This is a genomic window from Aeromonas sp. R3-1, assembly GCF_040908345.1.
Taxonomy (GTDB): Bacteria; Pseudomonadota; Gammaproteobacteria; order Enterobacterales; family Aeromonadaceae; genus Aeromonas; species Aeromonas veronii.
This window is the reverse complement of the sequence record NZ_JBFODN010000200.1, coordinates 24,615-42,034: the sequence shown is the minus strand read 5'-3', so window position 1 is coordinate 42,034 and position 17,420 is coordinate 24,615. Positions and strand designations below refer to the sequence as shown.

At 58.5% G+C, this 17,420-nt stretch carries 18 protein-coding genes and 1 tRNA gene; 8 read left to right on the top strand and 11 right to left on the bottom strand.

The window, feature by feature from the left end:
• Positions 1–693: 693 nt before the first annotated feature.
• The 3 genes from AB5Y85_RS12565 to AB5Y85_RS12555 form a co-directional block, all read right to left on the bottom strand.
• Positions 694–1,062: a hypothetical protein gene (locus AB5Y85_RS12565; RefSeq protein ID WP_005339715.1), complete on the bottom strand. Its 369-nt coding sequence runs from the start codon at positions 1,060–1,062 to the stop codon at positions 694–696.
• 1 nt (position 1,063) lies between these two features.
• Complete coding sequence (locus AB5Y85_RS12560; protein ID WP_005339716.1) at positions 1,064–1,711, bottom strand: AAA family ATPase; 648 nt, start codon at positions 1,709–1,711, stop codon at positions 1,064–1,066.
• Between the two features lie 97 nt (positions 1,712–1,808).
• Positions 1,809–1,985: a hypothetical protein gene (locus AB5Y85_RS12555; RefSeq protein WP_240533659.1), complete on the bottom strand. Its 177-nt coding sequence runs from the start codon at positions 1,983–1,985 to the stop codon at positions 1,809–1,811.
• Between the two features lie 747 nt (positions 1,986–2,732).
• Between AB5Y85_RS12555 and arcA the strand changes: the two genes are divergently transcribed.
• From arcA to AB5Y85_RS12535, 4 genes are all read left to right on the top strand, one after another.
• Positions 2,733–3,953 (top strand): arginine deiminase, encoded by a 1,221-nt coding sequence (arcA, locus tag AB5Y85_RS12550; protein ID WP_005339718.1) that lies wholly within the window; start codon positions 2,733–2,735, stop codon positions 3,951–3,953.
• 62 nt (positions 3,954–4,015) lie between these two features.
• Positions 4,016–4,942: a carbamate kinase gene (gene arcC, locus AB5Y85_RS12545; protein WP_005339719.1), complete on the top strand. Its 927-nt coding sequence runs from the start codon at positions 4,016–4,018 to the stop codon at positions 4,940–4,942.
• Between the two features lie 79 nt (positions 4,943–5,021).
• Positions 5,022–6,026, top strand: a complete 1,005-nt coding sequence (argF, locus tag AB5Y85_RS12540) for an ornithine carbamoyltransferase (protein ID WP_005339721.1) — start codon at positions 5,022–5,024, stop codon at positions 6,024–6,026.
• A gap of 123 nt (positions 6,027–6,149) precedes the next feature.
• Positions 6,150–7,556, top strand: coding sequence for a YfcC family protein (locus AB5Y85_RS12535; protein WP_005339725.1), 1,407 nt, complete (start codon positions 6,150–6,152; stop codon positions 7,554–7,556).
• A 130-nt stretch (positions 7,557–7,686) separates the two neighbouring features.
• On the opposite strand, the gene AB5Y85_RS12530 is transcribed toward AB5Y85_RS12535, so the two are convergent.
• The 5 genes from AB5Y85_RS12530 to AB5Y85_RS12510 all read right to left on the bottom strand — a co-directional run bounded on the left by AB5Y85_RS12530 (position 7,687) and on the right by AB5Y85_RS12510 (position 10,596).
• Positions 7,687–8,178, bottom strand: a complete 492-nt coding sequence (locus AB5Y85_RS12530) for an arginine repressor (protein ID WP_005339728.1) — start codon at positions 8,176–8,178, stop codon at positions 7,687–7,689.
• Positions 8,179–8,378: 200 nt separating this feature from the next.
• Complete coding sequence (gene pyrI, locus AB5Y85_RS12525; RefSeq protein WP_005339730.1) at positions 8,379–8,843, bottom strand: aspartate carbamoyltransferase regulatory subunit; 465 nt, start codon at positions 8,841–8,843, stop codon at positions 8,379–8,381.
• 15 nt (positions 8,844–8,858) lie between these two features.
• Positions 8,859–9,779, bottom strand: a complete 921-nt coding sequence (pyrB, locus tag AB5Y85_RS12520) for an aspartate carbamoyltransferase (protein WP_005339735.1) — start codon at positions 9,777–9,779, stop codon at positions 8,859–8,861.
• Positions 9,760–9,954 carry a hypothetical protein gene (locus AB5Y85_RS12515; protein WP_013724188.1) on the bottom strand — a complete coding sequence of 65 codons (195 nt, stop codon included), beginning with the start codon at positions 9,952–9,954 and terminating at the stop codon, positions 9,760–9,762. Before AB5Y85_RS12515 ends, pyrB begins: the two co-directional genes overlap by 20 nt.
• Before the next feature lie 99 nt (positions 9,955–10,053).
• The gene (locus tag AB5Y85_RS12510; protein WP_257686823.1) at positions 10,054–10,596 is read right to left on the bottom strand and encodes a hypothetical protein; all 543 of its coding nucleotides are present in this window, start codon (positions 10,594–10,596) and stop codon (positions 10,054–10,056) included.
• Positions 10,597–10,797: 201 nt separating this feature from the next.
• Here AB5Y85_RS12510 and AB5Y85_RS12505 point away from each other — a divergent pair.
• Positions 10,798–10,874: transfer RNA gene (locus AB5Y85_RS12505), tRNA-Trp, on the top strand.
• Between the two features lie 145 nt (positions 10,875–11,019).
• On the opposite strand, the gene AB5Y85_RS12500 is transcribed toward AB5Y85_RS12505, so the two are convergent.
• On the bottom strand, positions 11,020–11,892 hold the full coding sequence (locus tag AB5Y85_RS12500; protein ID WP_111900954.1) for a LysR family transcriptional regulator: 873 nt from the start codon (positions 11,890–11,892) through the stop codon (positions 11,020–11,022).
• 100 nt (positions 11,893–11,992) lie between these two features.
• On the opposite strand from AB5Y85_RS12500, the gene AB5Y85_RS12495 reads away from it, so the two are divergent.
• Entirely contained in the window at positions 11,993–12,490 is a 498-nt protein-coding gene (locus tag AB5Y85_RS12495) for a lactoylglutathione lyase family protein (RefSeq protein ID WP_005357546.1), read from the top strand.
• Between the two features lie 207 nt (positions 12,491–12,697).
• Positions 12,698–14,590: a methyl-accepting chemotaxis protein gene (locus tag AB5Y85_RS12490; protein WP_257686822.1), complete on the top strand. Its 1,893-nt coding sequence runs from the start codon at positions 12,698–12,700 to the stop codon at positions 14,588–14,590.
• A gap of 65 nt (positions 14,591–14,655) precedes the next feature.
• On the opposite strand, the gene AB5Y85_RS12485 is transcribed toward AB5Y85_RS12490, so the two are convergent.
• Positions 14,656–15,168 carry a lipocalin family protein gene (locus AB5Y85_RS12485; protein ID WP_040070068.1) on the bottom strand — a complete coding sequence of 171 codons (513 nt, stop codon included), beginning with the start codon at positions 15,166–15,168 and terminating at the stop codon, positions 14,656–14,658.
• Positions 15,169–15,185: 17 nt separating this feature from the next.
• Positions 15,186–16,088, bottom strand: coding sequence for an AraC family transcriptional regulator (locus AB5Y85_RS12480; RefSeq protein ID WP_019446575.1), 903 nt, complete (start codon positions 16,086–16,088; stop codon positions 15,186–15,188).
• A gap of 157 nt (positions 16,089–16,245) precedes the next feature.
• On the opposite strand from AB5Y85_RS12480, the gene yqhD reads away from it, so the two are divergent.
• On the top strand, positions 16,246–17,409 hold the full coding sequence (yqhD, locus tag AB5Y85_RS12475) for an alcohol dehydrogenase (protein ID WP_042054836.1): 1,164 nt from the start codon (positions 16,246–16,248) through the stop codon (positions 17,407–17,409).
• The last annotated feature ends 11 nt before the right edge of the window (positions 17,410–17,420 follow it).

Below are 17,420 nucleotides of genomic sequence, written 5' to 3'. Positions count from 1 at the left end.
CCCTTCTCATATTGTTTTTTGCTTAAGCAGCGGGTCGGGAAGGTTCTGGTAAGAAGTCTCTGCACTGAGGCAAGCAATTGAGAGCCAAGCAAGGGGACGGTGAAACGCAGATAAAAAGATGGGGGCGACTTGCGTCGCCCCCGGTAGTCGTATCGCTCAGATCCTTGAACGAAGTTGCTCCCTGCAATCCCTGACTGTTTACCTCTTCCTTTAGGTTTCCCCTTCCCAATCCTTTGGGGTGTCCTTTAGCCATCTTGGCCTGACGAGTCATCCTGTCCCGTCGCACTTTCTCCGTCCTGGGAGGTGTCCTTTACCACATCCTGTGGTGAGTCCATTTGCCCAACCCTGGCAGCCAATCTTCCTGACCGACTTCATTGCGTCCGTGCATGAGTAACTATAAGGATTTTCTAACCGGCTACAACGCCAGATTGGAAAACGTTTTTGTCATTAGCTATTTCGAAAGTGGTGAGTTTCGATTTATTCATTTATAAACAGCTGGTTAAGTTAATCATCTTCATGTTTTAAGATCTTATCTTCCGATTATCTCGGGGATCTTTTAGGCTGTTGGCTTACATCTGGAATGGCAGATCTCTTACACGGCGTTTTGGTTGCTTCAGAAACAGATTTTGCCGTCTGATGATGGTCATTCGGGGTGAGTTGGCAAGGCACATAAAGAGCGGCTGAATGGAGAAATTATGAGCGCTGGTTGAGCCGCTCATAGATGGTCTGGCGCTCTTCCGGGGTGAGCGAAGAGAAGTAGTGGGTAAAGAGGCGCAGCAACAGGGACTTGTTCATGCCGTCTTGCTGGGTCAGATTACCCAGCTCGTCGATGGCCACCGTGCTCATGGAGAAGGTGGCTTTTTTGTAGCTGGGCTTCAGGTGCTCGCCGCTCTCGATAAAGGCCAGCGCCGACAAGGCTTCGTCACGATGCAGGCCCAGTTCAAGGCTGACCACCTTGGGTTTGCCTTTGGCGTAGAACTCCGCATCTTCGATAAATTCGTCGACGGTGAACTTCTTCTGGTGATGCAGCTGGTGCTTTTTCTTCAGATCGGCCAGACCCATCTCACACCCCCACTTGCAGGAACTCTTTGGCGATGGCCCGGATCTCTTCGGCGGATTTGCCATCCGGCTCGATCTCCATCACCGACAGTCCCTTCTCTTCGCTGTCGTCATAGACGTTGCGACCATAGGTGATGGCGTTCAGGACGTCGACACCGAACGAGGAGCAAACCTCTTTCGCTTCGAGAATGCGTTTTACCTGATTGGGCAGGGCGGGGCACTGGGTCAGCACTACTGCTGCATTGAGGGTCGGGTTGACCATCTTGCAGGTGGTGATGAGATCTTCCATATGGGGCAGGGTCTTGAGGTCACGGCGTTTCGGGCGCAAGGGGATCAAGGCGTGGGTGGCGACAGCCATGGTGGAGCGCAGTGCCCGATTGTCTTGCCCGCCGCAATCGACGATGACGTAGTCGTAGCGGTTTTTCAGGCTGAGCAGGTCGTTGCGAATATTGCCATAGAGCTGTACGCAGTTGATTTGTGGCAGCTCCGGGTTGTCATTGCGCTCCTGAATCCAGTCAGAGGTGGTACGCTGCGGGTCGCAGTCGACCAGTAACACCTCCCCCTGAAATTGGGATCTGAGGTAGACCGCCAGATTTTGTGCCAGGCAGCTCTTGCCACTTCCCCCCTTCTCTCCACCGACCAACAAGATCATGACGTTCCCCTATCCATGAGAAAACCGCTGATTTCAGTATAGGAGGGGCCTGTCTCATCACAAGGCGAGAGGAGTGATGCTCCTCTCGTTGTTTCGACTAGTAATGAACGCTGCCTCCCTGCCAGCGGCAGACATAGTCAGGCACCAGCATCTGGGGGGCCTTGTCGAAATGGCATACCACCATGGGCATGGCAGGGGCTCCTTCAGCCTGACTGAGGGTGGGGAGCGCAGAGAGCAGCAAAGTCGCGAGCAACAGCATGGGTTTCATTTTCATAACAACTCCTTGGTAGTGCCATTCCTGTGTGATCTGGATCACTTTCTGAGTTAAGTCGAGGTTGGCGCCAGCGCAAGGTGAGACGAATAAATTCAATTAATGAAAAAAGTATCAAAAGGCGTTGTGGTGACCGACGAGGATGGCTGCCCACCTTGATGCGGACTTTGTGCATATTAAGTTGAACTGCACAAAGAGGTGATGACTTATGAGGCCGAGCCTGATGGGGTTGGCATCAATGCCATGATCTGGAACAAGAAAAGATTTATGCAGTGAATGTGGTCGAGGTGAGTATTTATTTCTCCCGCGTTCCTCCCGTCACGGCGATGTATTCAATACCTAGGGAGCAATATTCAAACTCTATTTATATTTTCATTTATTATTATGATTTTTAACGGTTTTTGTTATTTGCATTTAATCACCACAGTGAACTGGCATGAATAAAAAATGAATCAACCTGAAATATAGCGGGGTAGTTTTGCATGGTTATTCGGTGTGCTTTGTGTGGAAAATGCGCAATTTGCTACCGGTGTCATAGATTGGATGGTGAATATATTCAGTTCTGAGTGAATGTGATCAATGTCTAAGTTTGTCGTGATTCGCAGGGCTAACCTCGGTCTCGAAAGGCAAGGGCAGGATAGAACATAAGCCGATTACCCTACATAAAGAATATCCCGCCTTAGCCACGAGCATGAATAGAAGGAATCTATTCAATCACTCGCAGGGACCACTGCTAGACGGAATATAATCATGAGCAAATTTTATGTAGGTTCTGAAGTTGGCCAATTGCGCCGTGTCATGTTGCACCGCCCCAACCTCAGTCTGAAGCGTCTGACTCCTTCCAACTGCCAGGATCTGCTGTTCGATGACGTCCTGTCTGTTGAACGCGCCGGTCAGGAGCACGACAAATTCGCTCAGGTACTGCGCGATCAGAATGTCGAAGTTTTCCTGCTGACCAATCTGCTGGCGGAAACACTTGATGTGCCGGAAGCCAAAACCTGGCTGCTGCAACATCAGGTCTCCGACTACCGCCTCGGCTCTTCTTTTGCCAACGACGTGCGCTGCTTCCTGGCTGACATGCCGCACCGCGAACTGGCCCGCATTCTCTCCGGCGGCCTGACTTACTCCGAGATGCCCTACAGCGGCGTCAACATGGTAGTGGGCATGCACGCTCCGACCGATTTCATCATCGAGCCGCTGCCCAACCACCTCTTTACCCGTGACACCTCCTGCTGGGTTTACGGTGGCGTCTCCATCAACCCGATGGCCAAGCCGGCTCGTCGCCGCGAGACCAACCATGTGAAGGCCATCTACCGCTGGCACCCGATGTTTGCCGGGCAGGACTTCATCAAGTACTTCGGTGACGAGGAGCGTGACTACGACAACTCCACCATCGAGGGTGGCGACGTACTGGTTATCGGCCGCGGCGCCGTGCTGATCGGTATGTCCGAGCGCACCACCCCGCAAGGTGTCGAGCACCTGGCTCGCAGCCTGTTCAAACATGGTCAGGCCAAGCAGGTCATCGCCATGGAGCTGCCGAAACACCGCAGCTGCATGCACCTGGATACCGTGATGACCCACATGGATATCGACACCTTCTCCGTCTATCCGGAAGTGATCCGCAAGGATGTGCAGTGCTGGAGCCTGACTCCGGGCGGCGCCACCGGCATGAACATCAAGGAAGAGGGTTACTTCGTCACCGCTATCGAGAAAGCACTGGGCGTGGATCAGCTGAAGATCATCACCACTGGCGGTGACAGCTTCGAAGCCGAGCGCGAGCAGTGGAACGACGCCAACAACGTACTTACCGTACGTCCCGGCGTGGTGGTGGGTTACGAGCGCAATACCTACACCAACGAGAAATATGACAAAGCCGGTATCACAGTTCTCTCCATCCCGGGTGATGAACTGGGCCGTGGCCGCGGCGGCGCCCGCTGCATGAGCTGCCCGATGGAACGCGACAGCATCTGATGAGACGGCGTGGCGCCGGCAGAAGCTGGCGCCACACAGAACCAAACTCGAGATTAACCACTATGAAAAAACCAACTGTCGTCGTCGCTCTGGGTGGCAATGCACTGCTCCGTCGTGGTGAGCCACTGGAGGCGGATATCCAGCGCAAGAACATCGCAACTGCCGCCAAGACCATCGCCCTGATTGCTCAGGAGTACAACGTGGTGCTGGTGCATGGCAACGGCCCGCAAGTCGGCCTGCTGGCCCTGCAAAACAGCGCCTACACCAAGGTATCCCCCTATCCGCTGGATGTGCTGGGTGCCGAGTCCCAAGGCATGATCGGTTACATGCTGATCCAGGAGCTGAAAAACCTGATGCCGAGCCGCAACGTCACCGCGTTGCTGACTCAGGTGCAGGTCGATCCCAAGGATCCGGCATTCGCCAACCCGACCAAATTTATCGGCCCCGTCTACGAAGAGGCTGAAGCCCGCACCCTGGCAGAAGAGAAGCACTGGGTGGTCAAGGCTGACGGCAAGTTCTTCCGCCGTGTAGTGCCGTCCCCGCTGCCCCAGCGCATCGTCGAAGGCGACGCTATCGAGACTCTGATTGCCCAGGGCCACCTCATCATCTGTACCGGTGGTGGCGGCATCCCTGTGACCTGGGATGGCCAGAGCCTGACCGGTATCGAAGCCGTCATCGACAAGGACATGTCTGCAGCCTATCTGGCCAAGCAGATCAAGGCCGACGCCCTGCTGATCCTGACCGACGCCGATGCCGTCTATCTGGATTGGGGCAAGCCGACCCAGCGTCCGCTGCGGGTCACCAGCCCGGACGAGCTGGCCGGGGTCAAGTTCGACGCCGGTTCCATGGGGCCGAAAGTCGAAGCCTCCTGTGAATTTGTCAAAGCGACCGGCGGCATGGTTGGCATCGGCTCGCTGGAAGATGGCCTCGCCATCCTCAAGGGGGAAGCCGGCACCAATATCGTCGCCACCCGCACCGTACATGCGTAATTACCGATATCTGTACTGAGAATGCGTAGTCAACACTACTGCCCGAACTGGTCTGAAACATATATAGAGAGAACTCATCATGGCTTTTAATCTGCGTAACCGTAACTTCCTGAAACTGCTGGACTTCACCCCGCGCGAAATCCAATACATGATCGATCTGGCCATCGACCTGAAGAAAGCCAAATACGGTGGCTACGAGCGCAAGCATCTGGTCGGTAAAAACATCGCCCTGATTTTCGAGAAGACCTCCACCCGCACCCGTTGTGCATTTGAAGTGGCGGCCTTCGACCAGGGCGCACAAGTCTCCTACCTTGGCCCAAGCGGTTCCCAAATCGGTCACAAGGAGTCCATGAAGGACACCGCCCGTGTACTGGGTCGCATGTATGACGGTATCGAATACCGCGGCTACGGTCAGGAGATCGTGGAAGAGCTGGGTGCCTACGCCGGTGTTCCGGTCTGGAACGGCCTGACCAACGAATTCCACCCGACCCAGATCCTGGCCGACTTCATGACCATGCTGGAGCACGGCAAGGGCAAGCGTCTGGATCAAATCAAGTTCGCCTACCTGGGTGATGCCCGCAACAACATGGGTAACTCCCTGATGGTCGGCGCCGCCAAAATGGGCATGGACATCCGTCTGGTCGCGCCGAAAGCCTTCTGGCCGGAAGAGGAGCTGGTTGCCAAGTGCCGCCTGATCGCCGAAGAGACCGGCGCACGCATCACCCTGACCGAAGATGTGAAAGAGGGTGTGCTGGGTGCGGACTTCCTCTACACCGACGTCTGGGTATCCATGGGTGAAGCGAAAGAAGCCTGGGATCAGCGCGTCAAACTGATGACTCCGTATCAGGTCAACATGGATGTCATCAATGCCACCAAGAACCCGGATGTGAAGTTCATGCACTGCCTGCCGGCGTTCCACAACGACGAGACCACCATGGGCAAGGAAGTGGCTGACAAATATGGCATGAAAGGCCTGGAAGTGACCGAGGACGTGTTCGAATCCGAGCACAGTATCGTGTTCGACGAGGCCGAAAACCGGATGCACACCATCAAGGCAGTGATGGTTGCTACGCTGGGCGACTAAGGTCGCAGTAGTGGTGCCGGGGGGTGACCCCCGGCTTTTCGACCATGTGACAGCGGCATAATACCTCTAACCCTACAACCCGCAGCCTGCATGGATACCACACTCACAGAAGGAAGCTGGACCATGACCAAATTCAAGTTCCCGTCAGCCTACACGATACTGTTTGTGCTGATCGCCCTGGTGGCCGCCCTGAGCTGGATAGTGCCGGCCGGCAAATATGAAATGACCATGAACGAAGCCCTCGGCAAAGAAGTGCCGGTGGCGGGTACCTACAAACTGGTGGAGGGGAATCCCCAGGGGATCGTCGACGTGCTGCTGGCACCTATCGATGGCCTCTACAACCACGACACCTATGAGGCAGGCGCCATCGACGTCTCCCTCTTTATCCTGATCATCGGTGGTTTTCTTGGCATAGTGACCAAGACAGGTGCCATCGATGCCGGTATTGAACGTGTGACCGACCGCCTGCGCGGCCGTGAAGAGTGGATGATCCCGATCCTGATGGCGCTGTTCGCCGCAGGCGGCACCATCTACGGCATGGCCGAAGAGTCGCTGCCTTTCTACACCCTGCTGGTACCGGTGATGATGGCCGCACGCTTCGACCCTGTGGTGGCTGCAGCAACCGTATTGCTGGGTGCCGGTATCGGTACTCTAGGTTCCACCATCAACCCGTTTGCGACCGTTATTGCGGCCAACGCGGCCGGTATCTCCTTCACCGACGGTATCTGGCTGCGCGTCGCCATGCTGGTGGCTGGTTGGTTGCTCTGCGTTGCCTACGTCATGCGTTACGCCAAGATGGTGCGCAGCGATCCGAGCAAATCCCTGGTAGCTGACAAGTGGGAAGAGAACCGTGCCCACTTCCTTGGCAACAAGAGCGACCAGATGCTGGAGTTCACCCTGACCCGTAAAATCGTGCTGGGTATCTTCGTCGCCGCCTTCGCCGTGATGATCTACGGTGTGGCCGTGCTGGGCTGGTGGATGGCGCAGATCTCCGGCGTGTTCCTGGCTGCTGCCATCATCGTTGGTCTCATCTCCCGCATGAGCGAAGAGGAGCTGACCTCCAACTTTATCGACGGTGCCCGCGACCTGCTGGGTGTGGCGCTGATCATCGGTATCGCCCGCGGTATCGTGGTGGTGATGGATAACGGCATGATCACTCACACCATTTTGCACAGTGCAGAAGGGATCGTGACCGGCCTTTCCACCATCGTCTTTATCAACGTGATGTTCGTGCTGGAGGTGGTGCTCTCCTTCCTGGTGCCGTCCTCCTCTGGTCTGGCTGTACTGACCATGCCGATCATGGCGCCGCTGGCCGACTTCGCCAACGTGGGCCGCGATCTGGTGGTGACTGCTTACCAGTCTGCCTCCGGTCTGGTGAACCTGGTGACCCCGACTTCCGCCGTGGTCATGGGCGGTCTGGCCATCGCCAAGGTGCCTTATGTACGCTGGCTGAAGTGGGTGGCTCCGCTGCTCGGTATCCTGACCGTGCTGATCGTGGTCTGCCTGAGTCTGGGCGCCGTGCTCTCCTGAGGATGGCAAGCAAGATGAAACGGGAGCCTGCTGGCTCCCGTTTTTTATGGGCGCAAGAAGTGATGGACACAAAATAGCAAGCAACAAAAAGGCGACTCGCAGGTCGCCTCGATGCATTCGATGAAAGGGGTTAGCGGGCCTGCGCCAGCGTGCGCACCACGGCGGCATGGGCCTGACGGGTGCGGCTGATATGGCGCGGCGCGACCAGTACTACATCGTTGCCCGCGACGGCGCCCATGATCTCGGGATTGGCGTTGCGATCCAGCAGGCGAGCCACCACGGTGGCGGCCCCCGGAGTGGTGTGGATCAGCACCATCTGCTGGTTGTGTACCACTTCACGCACCATGTCGTGGATTGAGCGGGTACTGCCGGCGGGTTCCAGCTGCTCATCGACCAGGGTGTAGACCTTCTTGCCGTTGGCATTCTGGGCCTTGGCGACGCCGAGGCGGCGCAGCAGGCGGGAGATGGTGGATTGGCTGATGTCGGCAAAGCCGCGCTCCGACAGCTCACGTCGGATCTCTTCCTGGGTGCTGTAGCAGTGCTGACCGATGATCTGGCGACAGGCATCCAGCTGGGCCAGATCGGGCTCTTGGGCAACGGGACGACTGAGGGTTTTGACCACGGCGAATTCCTTTGATGATGACCGGAGGTAAACGCGCGATATCTGCCATAGCAGTCAGTTATCAGCCAAAAACACTGATAATCCATCTATATGCAGGGAATGAGCGGGCATTACCATCTTGCGATGGCAAATTATAGCTGACTGGAAATTCGGTGATGTGACAGGGTTCAAAAATGGGCCCCGCGGGGCCCAATCAGATATCAGTAACGCTCGCTGACGATGTCCTGAGTGAAGGACTTCTCGCAATATTTGCACTTCATCCGCACCACGCCTTTCACTTCGCGCACCCGGAAGTAGCTGTCAACCGGCTCGTTATGGGAAATGCAGTTGGAGTTGGGACAGTGGAACACCCCGGCGATGAACTCCGGCAGCTCCAGCTGGTGCTTCTTCACCACATTGAAGTCTTCGATGATGTTGACGGTCGCTTTCGGGGCGAACAGCGCAAGCTGGTTGGCTTGTTGCTCGGTCAGGCGGGTGTTCTCAATCTTGATGAGATCCTTCTTGCCCAGTGCGCCGGATTTCAGGTTGAAGCCGACGGTGATCCGCTCCTGGGTTTCGACCAGCTGGAACAGCTTGAGGATCTTGATGCCCTGGCCAGCGGGGATGTGATCGATGACGGAGCCGTGACGGATGGCTTCGACTTGCAGTTGGTTCTTGTCAGACATGATATTCCCCTAAGCTCAGACAGTTTCGTTCAGTACCAGTGCCAGCAGCGCCTGGCGTGCATAGACCCCGTTCTCCGCCTGCTGGAAGTAGCAAGCGTGGGGAGTCTTGTCGACCGCCACATCGATCTCGTCGACGCGGGGCAGGGGATGCAGGATCTTCATGGTGGGCTTGGCCCCTTCCAGGGTCGCCAGCTCCAGAATGAACTTGGCGGCCATGTGCTTGTATTCGGTCTCGTCGAAGCGCTCTTTCTGGACGCGGGTCATGTAGAGAATGTCCAGCTCCGGCATCACCTCTTCCATGGTCTGGTGGACGCTGAACTGGATACCCTTCTCTTCCAGCTCTTCGCAGATGTAGTCCGGCATCGCCAGCGCTTCCGGGGAGATGAAGAAGAAGCGGCAGTTGAACAGGCTGAGGGCCTGGGCCAGCGAGTGCACGGTGCGGCCATATTTCAGGTCACCGACGAAGGCGACGTTGAGGTTGTCCAGACGGCCCTGGGTCTCATGGATGGTGAACAGGTCGAGCAGGGTCTGGCTCGGATGCTGGTTGGAGCCGTCGCCGCCGTTGATGACCGGCACGCGGGAGAACTCGGAGGCCAGACGGGCCGCGCCCTCTTTCGGGTGGCGCATCACCACCGCATCCGAGTAGGAACCGATGATCTTGATGGAGTCAGCCAGCGTCTCGCCTTTCTTGGCGCTGGTGTTGCCACCGTCGGCGAAGCCGATGATGTTGCCGCCAAGGCGCTGTACCGCGGTCTCGAACGAGAGGCGGGTGCGGGTGGAGGCTTCGAAGAAGCAGCTGGCAACCAGCTTGTCTTTCAACAGGCTGGTGTCAGGTTCAGCCTTCAACCGTTGTGCGGTTGAGACTACCAGTTCCATTTCTGACCGGGTCAGGTCCGAAATGGAGATGACATGTTTCTTATAGAGTGGATTGGTCATCGTCTGCATTCCCTTTGACATCATTGGAGGTTTTTCGGGCACAAAAAAAAGCCCCTGAAACAGGGGCTTTTTTTAAAAATAACTGGGGATCGTTGGGGTGGGAACCGGAAACAACGGGGCCGCTCTGGTGCGCACCACCCGTCTGCAAGGCTGTTTTCTGAATCAAAAACTGCATCGTTTCGTCCCGACCTTTTTCAAAACCGGACAGATTATAGGGCCGCTTTTTTAATTGTCAAAATTTTATTTCCGATGCCAATTTCAGCATGAAAAACGTTTAAGTGGCGGAAACATGACGACAAATCCACACCTTGTGCGTCTCTTGCAGCGATTCCCCATCGCGGGCCATGGCGCGCAAATAACCGAGTCTGTGGTGCCCTTCCAGCAGGCAGTAGGGGCGGGGCAGGGGATGGCCGTTCGGGTAGCTGGCACCCTCCTCTGGCGCCAGTACGATAACCGGCTCGGGCCAGCTCCCTTCGCTCAGCATCTTCTCGCCGAGCCAGGAGCGACGGACATAGCGGTTGCTGCGCAGCATCTCCCCCCAGCGCTCGATCACCTCCATATGGCGGGAGTCCACCTGCTCTACCAGTTGCGCGGTGGGCCAGCTTTCACAGGTGAACTGATGGCTGGCGAGATCGATAAAGCTCCAGTTGGACTCAAAACCGCGCCAATGACGGTAAATCCACTGGGAGAGCACATTTTCAGGAATAAAGGGCACCAGTGGTGCGACCCGTTCAAGATAGGCGGGCAGGGACTCTGTCTTGCGTTCATCCCTGAAATTGAGGGGCGCCAGTTGTTGGAGCAATCGGTAATTGAGCATAAGTGGCCTCCCGGTACCTGATTTCACCCTACCCCCATTTATGTCCCATTCCTACCCCGGCAGGGCTGCAAATACAGCAAGTTATCCCGCTTCGCTGCACAAACAACCGCGACTTGTTCGGGATTTGTGCAATCGCATCGAAAGCGTAAAAAAAGCCTTTACCTTTGATCTCCACTTTGTATACTACGCCTCGTTTGTTGCAGGGGCGTAGTTCCAATTGGTAGAACAGCGGTCTCCAAAACCGATGGTTGCGGGTTCGAGTCCTGCCGCCCCTGCCATTTTCAGAAAGGCCAGCTCATTGAGCTGGCCTTTCGCATTTCCGGCGTTCGCCAATTTATCCCTCTCTCCTTTCTCTTCTCCTTCTTGCCGTTAGCAGTCCGGTGACTGTGGCCACATTGATCTCGATGTCTGCCGCAAGAGCGTTCAATGTGCAGCAACCCGTTGTTTCAGGACGGTGACCAGCCGCTGGTGGCGGGCGGGGAGTGGCCACTCGGCGCGGTAGATCAGCCAGAGGGTGTCGATCACTTCAATGCTGCTCTGGATCACACGGATCTTCTCCTGCTGGGCAAAGGCGGTGACGGCGAAGCGGGGCAGCACGGTAAAGCCGAGGCCGCGGGCGACCGGCTCCAGGATCAGGCCGATCTGGTTGGTAAAGCCGCGCAGCGGGATCTCGTCAACGCGCTGGCCGGGGTAGCGTCGTCCCAACAGGCGTTGTGCCATGCTGCGGCCATCCGGATGGTCGATAAAGCCGAGCTGACAGAGGTGCTGCCAGCTCGGCTCCTCGCCATCGTTGGGCACCACCAGACAGAGGGGTTCGCGGGCGAAGGGCTCGGCGGCGATGCTGGGGTGCTCCGGCGGTTGATCCACCAGTCCCAGATCGCTGCGCCCTGCCAGTACCGCCTGCACTATGTCGGGGGTGGGGGCAAAGCGGTGCTGAATAGTGAGTCCGGGGTGCTCCTGTTGCTGGTCGAGCAGCAGGGGATAGAGCAGCAGACCGATGCTACCCGGGGTGGACAGGGTGATGGCGCCGTGGTGAGGGTCATCGTCCGAGAGGCGCGCCCGCAGCTGTTCGGCGGCCTGCGCCTGCTGGCGGGCGAAGTCGAGCAGCACCAGCCCGCGCGGAGTGAGCTCCAGCTGACGGGGCTTGCGCAGCAGCAGGGGGCCAAATTCGGCCTCGAGGCGCGAGATATGCTGACTGACGGCGGCCTGGGTGAGATCCAGCCGCTCGGCGGCACGGGTAAAACTGCCGGTTTCATGCACCACCACCAGGGTGTGGAGCCAGAGCGGATTAACCATAACTTTAATTTATGCCTTCCATTAGTTTGACCTTATTTTTCATTATGTCGCCCCTTCCTATCATGTCACCTGTTTCCCACACACAATTTCAAGGTGACGTATGACCTATCCACGCAACTTCTCCCACATCGGCATCACGGTGACTGACCTCGACAAAGCGGTCGAGTTCTATACCAAGGTGATGGGCTGGTATCTCATCATGCCGGCCACCACCATCAGCGAGGATGACTCCGCCATCGGCGTGATGTGCAACGACGTGTTCGGCCCGGGTTGGGGTTCTTTTCGCATCGCCCACCTCTCCACCGGCGACAAGATTGGCATCGAGCTGTTCGAGTTCCCCAACAGCGAGCGCCGTGAGAACAACTTCGAATTCTGGAAGACCGGGGTGTTCCACTTCAGCGTGCAGGATCCGGATGTCGAGGGGCTGGCGGCGCGCATCGTCGCAGCGGGCGGCAAGCAGCGGATGCCGGTGCGCGAGTACTACCCGGGCGAGAAACCCTACCGCATGGTCTACATGGAAGATCCCTTCGGCAATATCGTCGAGATCTACAGCCACAGCTATGAGCTGACCTACTCCGCCGGTGCATATCAGGGGTAAGTGACAGGCCGCCTTCGGGCGGCCTGGTGCTTTGTTGTTACAAGAGTCAGTAGCATGGAATAGCGATCTGGTTCACACGAATAGCGCGTTCTGTTGTTGATAGATGGGAAAATATACAGATTCACTAAAGTCTGTTCATATTGCGGCCGATAGCCTTTGATACATCAGGGTTTTCCCTGCCTGACACAACAACAAGGATTCGTCGTCATGACCCTCTCTCTGCGCGGCAAGCTGCTGGCCACCAGTCTTGGCGTGGTGCTGCTGATGGCATCACTGCTCGGCATCGTTGCCTTTCACACCCTAAAATCCCGCACCATGAGCGCCATCCAGAGCGAGGCGGTCAACTATGGCCACGCCTACTCGGTCGCCATCGGCGAATGGATGACGGATCGCAAGAACACCGTCCATGCGCTGGTCAATCTGATCAGCGATAACCCCCAAGCCGAGCTGGTGCCGCACCTGAAGCAGGCCTACACCTCGGGCGGCTTCGGCCTCACCTATTTTGGCTCCGCGCAGGGGGTGATGACCCGGCAGGATCCCTCCCTCAACATCGGCAACTATGACCCGCGCGAGCGCCCCTGGTATCAGGATGCGGTGAAGGCGGGGCAGCTCATCGTCACCGCCCCCTATGTCAGCGTCACCATGCAGAAGCTGGTGGTCACTCTTTCCGAGCCGGTGCGCCATCAGGGCGAGCTGGTTGGTGCCGTGGGGGCCAACCTGGCGCTCGACAAGCTGATCGACGAAGTGCTGGCGATGAAGGTGCAGGGTGAGGGCTATGCCATGCTGCTCGACAGTAGCGGCCTCATCGTCGGCCATCCGCAGAAGGATTTGGCGCTCAAGCCCATCGCCGAGCTGGCGCCGGGACTCTCGGCCGCCATCTTCCAGCAGTGGGGCCGCGAAAACAGCGAGCTGCACGCCGCCACCCTCGACGGGCGGGATGTGCTGCTGGCGGTACAACCGGTACCTGGCACCGACTGGCTGCTGGCCATGGTGATGTATCGCGATGTGCTGGAGGCGCCGCTCAGCAGCCTGCTGTGGGAGCTGGTGGGGCTGACCCTGGTGCTGATGCTGGTATTCAGCGCTCTGCTCACCGCCACCTTCAAATACTTGTTCGCCGATCTCGGTCGGGTCGCGCACGCCCTGCACGACATTGCCCACGGCGAGGGGGATCTCACCGTTCACATCAACACCCACAGCAAGGATGAGGTGGGTCAGCTGGCCCAGAACTTCAACCAGTTCGTGGCGCGGCTGCACGGTATCGTCAGCCGGTTGCGGGATGTGACCGTCGAGCTGGCGGCACAGTCTCGCGCTCAGGCGGCCGGGGCGCAGGCCCGCAGCCAGCGGGTACGCCAGCAGCAGGACGAGATCGTGATGGTGGCGACCGCGGTGACCGAGATGGCTTCCGCTACCCAGGAGATCGCCGGTAATGCCGAGTTTGCCGCCACCACCGCCACCGATGCGGTCGCACTGGCGGTCGCCGGCCAATCCCAGGTTGGCCAGAGTCAGCGCAGCATTACCGGTCTGGCGGACGAAGTGGCCGATGCCAGCCAAATCATCAATGAGCTCGACAGCCATGCCCAGAAGATCAGCGGCATTCTGGCGACCATCAGCGGCATCGCTGAGCAGACCAACCTGCTGGCGCTCAACGCCGCCATCGAGGCGGCCCGGGCCGGTGAGCAGGGACGCGGCTTCGCGGTAGTCGCGGACGAGGTGCGGGTGCTGTCACGCCGTACCCACGACTCCACCGACGAGATCCAGCAGATGATCGAGACCCTGCAGCAGACCACCCGTCGCGCCGTGGGTGGCATGGAGACCAGCCGTCAGCTGGCGGGTACCAGCGTCGAGGATGCGGAAGCGGCCAACCAGAGCCTTGCCCGGATCAACGAGGCGATCGGCTCCATCAGCGACATGGCGACTCAGATCGCCGCAGCGGCCGAGGAGCAGACCTCGGTGACCGGCGAGATCAGCCGCAATACCGAGAATATCCGCCACGTCTCGCAAGAGCTGGCCGAGCAGGCGGGCAACGAGGCGGCGCAGGCGGCCGAACTCAAGTCGCTGACCGAGCGGCTGGAGCAGGAGATCGGCCGCTTCCGGCTCTGACATCCCGCCACGCCAGCAACAGAAAGGGCAGCCCGCGGGCTGCCCTTTGTTATTTCACGACTGGCTTAAGGGTTCTGCTTGACCCAAATCAGCTGGTCGGTGGCAAAGCCCAGCGACTTTGCCTTGGCGACCAGCGCATCCACCTTCGCCTTGGGCGGGTTGGGGGAGCGGGAGAGGATCCAGAGGTAGTCGTGGTTGTAGCTGGTCACCAGCGAGAGCTGGTAATCGGGGTCGAGGTCGATGACGTTGTAGCCGCCGTAGAAGGGGCCGAAGAAGCTCACCTTGAGCCGCGCCTCGTCAGGACTATCGACGAAGTAGGCCTTGCCCTCGGCTTCGCGCCAGCTGCCATCGCTCTGCTTGCCGCGGTTGAGCACCTTGACGCCGCCATCATCCCGCAGGCTGTAGGTGGCGCTCACCTGCTCCAGCCCCCGCTCGAAGCTGTGGTCGAGGCGGGCAATCTCATACCAGGTGCCAAGATAACGATCGAGCTGGAAGCCGGTAACGGGGCGGATGCCATCGGCAATCCCGGTACAGGCTGTCAGCAGCAAAGCGGTGAACAGGCAAAGCAGTGAACGCATAAGTAATCCCTCTCTTGTTATCCCTCGATGATGCGCAGCTGGCCATCCCGGAAGCGGGAGGCCTGATCCGTCGGCGTGCTGCCGAAGAAGCGCTTGTACTCCCGACTGAACTGGGAGTTGCTCTCGTAACCGACTCTGGCCGCCGCGGTACCCGCCTTGATACCGTCGTGCAGCATCATCATCCGCGCCTTGTGCAGGCGAAACGACTTGATGTACTGCAGCGGCGAGGTGGCAGTGACCGCCTTGAAGTGGTGGTGAAAGGCGGAGACGCTCATGTTCACCTCCCGCGCCAGCTCCTCCATGGTGAGGTTGTCGGCATAACGGGACTCTATCATACGCAGCACCCGGGCGATCTGGCCCACATGGTTGTGGCGATTGGCGAGCGCCTGCAGCGCCGGGCCGCCCCCCTCGGTGAGGGCGTGGAACAGCATCTCCCGCACCGTTTGCGGTCCCAACACCCTGGCGTGCAGCGGGTTGTCCATCAGCTCGATCAGTCGCTCGGCAGCGCAGAACATGGTTTCGGACAGGGGGACCGAGTGGACGCCGCTCTTTTGCGGCGCGGGGGCGGGCAGGGCATCGCCCAGCTCCAGCAGCAGCTCTTGCAGGGTGACCAGATCGATCTCGATGGTAAAACCGATAAGCGGCTGCTCGGGGGAGGCGAAGCACTCGCACTCGCAGGGGAGTGGCAGGGTCATCAGCAGATAGTGGTTGGGGTCGTAGCGAAACACCTGATCCGCCAGATAACCCACCTTGTGTCCCTGCAGGATAACGATCATCCGCGGTTGGTAGAGCACCGGGGTGCGGCCATGGTGCTCGGTGGTATAGATGAGGTTGACCTGTTTCACCGGTGATGGGGTGATGCCGGGTGCAGTGACGTGGCGGGTCAATCTGGCGGCGAGGTCGCTGTAACGGTTTTGCATGGGTGCTCTTTGATTCGATAGTTCCGGTTTTTGCTGCTTTGTAGAAATAGGCAAGAATCAAGCAGGATGTTGTCTTGATGGTAGGGTTATTCTGGAGAAAAATGCAATCACGATTTCGCGGCCAGGCCGCCCTGACTATCAGAAGAAGGCAATGTCGATGAACAACTTTACTCTCCATACCCCGACCAAAATCCTGTTCGGCCAAGGGCAGATCGCCCAGTTGCGCGAGCAGCTCCCGAGCGATGCCCGCGTCATGATCACCTATGGCGGCGGCAGCGTGGTACGCAGCGGCTTGCTGGAGCAGATCCGCAACGAGCTGGCTGGCATGACCCTGTTTGAATTTGGCGGCATCGAGCCGAACCCGGCCTACGAGACCCTGATGGGTGCAGTGGAGCTGGCCCGTGCCGAGCGGGTCGACTTCCTGCTCGCCGTTGGCGGTGGTTCCGTGCTCGATGGTACCAAGTTTATCGCCGCTGCCGCGCACTACGATCTGGCCAAGGATCCCTGGCACATTCTCGAGACCGTCGGCAACGAAGTGCGTTCCGCCATCCCGCTCGGTTCCGTGCTGACCCTGCCGGCGACCGGTTCCGAAATGAACATGGGTGCCGTCATCACCCGTCGCAGCAGTGGCGACAAGGTGCACTTCTTCTCGCCGTTCGTGATGCCGCGCTTCGCCGTGCTGGATCCGGTGCTCACCTACACCCTGCCCGAGCGTCAGGTGGCGAACGGGGTGGTGGATGCTTTCGTCCACATCGTGGAGCAGTACCTCACCTATCCGGTCAACGCCAAGGTGCAGGATCGCTTCGCTGAAGGCTTGCTGCTGACCTTGATCGAAGAGGGCCCCAAGGCGCTGGCCGAGCCGCACAACTACGAGGTGCGCGCCAACATCATGTGGAGCGCCACCATGGCGTTGAACGGCCTGATCGGCGCCGGTGTGCCGCAGGATTGGGCCACCCACATGCTGGGTCACGAGCTGACTGCCCTGCACGGCCTCGACCACGCCCAGACTCTGGCGGTGGTGCTGCCCGCCCTGCTGCAGGCCAAGCGCAAACAGAAACATGCCAAGCTGCTGCAATACGCAGAGCGGGTGTGGGGTCTGAACAGCGGCAGCGAAGCGGAGCGCATCGACGATGCCATCGCCGCGACCCGCGACTTCTTCGAGCGGATGGGGGTCAAGACCCGACTGCGCGACTACGGTCTGAAAGATCTGGGGATCGACACCCTGATCGGCAAGCTGGGTGAGCACGGTATGACCCGTCTGGGCGAGCACGGCGACATCGATCTGGTGCAGAGCCAGCATATTTATGAAGCGGCCTGGTAAGGGCCGCCAAT

Coding starts and splice junctions, on each gene's coding strand:
- AB5Y85_RS12490 (WP_257686822.1), top strand. CDS start 12,698: ATGACCCTCTCTCTGCGCGGCAAGCTGCTGGCCACCAGTCTTGGCGTG.
- AB5Y85_RS12560 (WP_005339716.1), bottom strand. CDS start 1,711: ATGATCTTGTTGGTCGGTGGAGAGAAGGGGGGAAGTGGCAAGAGCTGC.
- yqhD (WP_042054836.1), top strand. CDS start 16,246: ATGAACAACTTTACTCTCCATACCCCGACCAAAATCCTGTTCGGCCAA.
- AB5Y85_RS12495 (WP_005357546.1), top strand. CDS start 11,993: ATGACCTATCCACGCAACTTCTCCCACATCGGCATCACGGTGACTGAC.
- AB5Y85_RS12500 (WP_111900954.1), bottom strand. CDS start 11,892: ATGGTTAATCCGCTCTGGCTCCACACCCTGGTGGTGGTGCATGAAACC.
- argF (WP_005339721.1), top strand. CDS start 5,022: ATGGCTTTTAATCTGCGTAACCGTAACTTCCTGAAACTGCTGGACTTC.
- pyrI (WP_005339730.1), bottom strand. CDS start 8,843: ATGTCTGACAAGAACCAACTGCAAGTCGAAGCCATCCGTCACGGCTCC.
- AB5Y85_RS12510 (WP_257686823.1), bottom strand. CDS start 10,596: ATGCTCAATTACCGATTGCTCCAACAACTGGCGCCCCTCAATTTCAGG.
- AB5Y85_RS12515 (WP_013724188.1), bottom strand. CDS start 9,954: ATGCAGTTTTTGATTCAGAAAACAGCCTTGCAGACGGGTGGTGCGCAC.
- AB5Y85_RS12555 (WP_240533659.1), bottom strand. CDS start 1,985: ATGAAAATGAAACCCATGCTGTTGCTCGCGACTTTGCTGCTCTCTGCG.
- pyrB (WP_005339735.1), bottom strand. CDS start 9,779: ATGACCAATCCACTCTATAAGAAACATGTCATCTCCATTTCGGACCTG.
- arcC (WP_005339719.1), top strand. CDS start 4,016: ATGAAAAAACCAACTGTCGTCGTCGCTCTGGGTGGCAATGCACTGCTC.
- AB5Y85_RS12535 (WP_005339725.1), top strand. CDS start 6,150: ATGACCAAATTCAAGTTCCCGTCAGCCTACACGATACTGTTTGTGCTG.
- AB5Y85_RS12565 (WP_005339715.1), bottom strand. CDS start 1,062: ATGGGTCTGGCCGATCTGAAGAAAAAGCACCAGCTGCATCACCAGAAG.
- arcA (WP_005339718.1), top strand. CDS start 2,733: ATGAGCAAATTTTATGTAGGTTCTGAAGTTGGCCAATTGCGCCGTGTC.
- AB5Y85_RS12485 (WP_040070068.1), bottom strand. CDS start 15,168: ATGCGTTCACTGCTTTGCCTGTTCACCGCTTTGCTGCTGACAGCCTGT.
- AB5Y85_RS12480 (WP_019446575.1), bottom strand. CDS start 16,088: ATGCAAAACCGTTACAGCGACCTCGCCGCCAGATTGACCCGCCACGTC.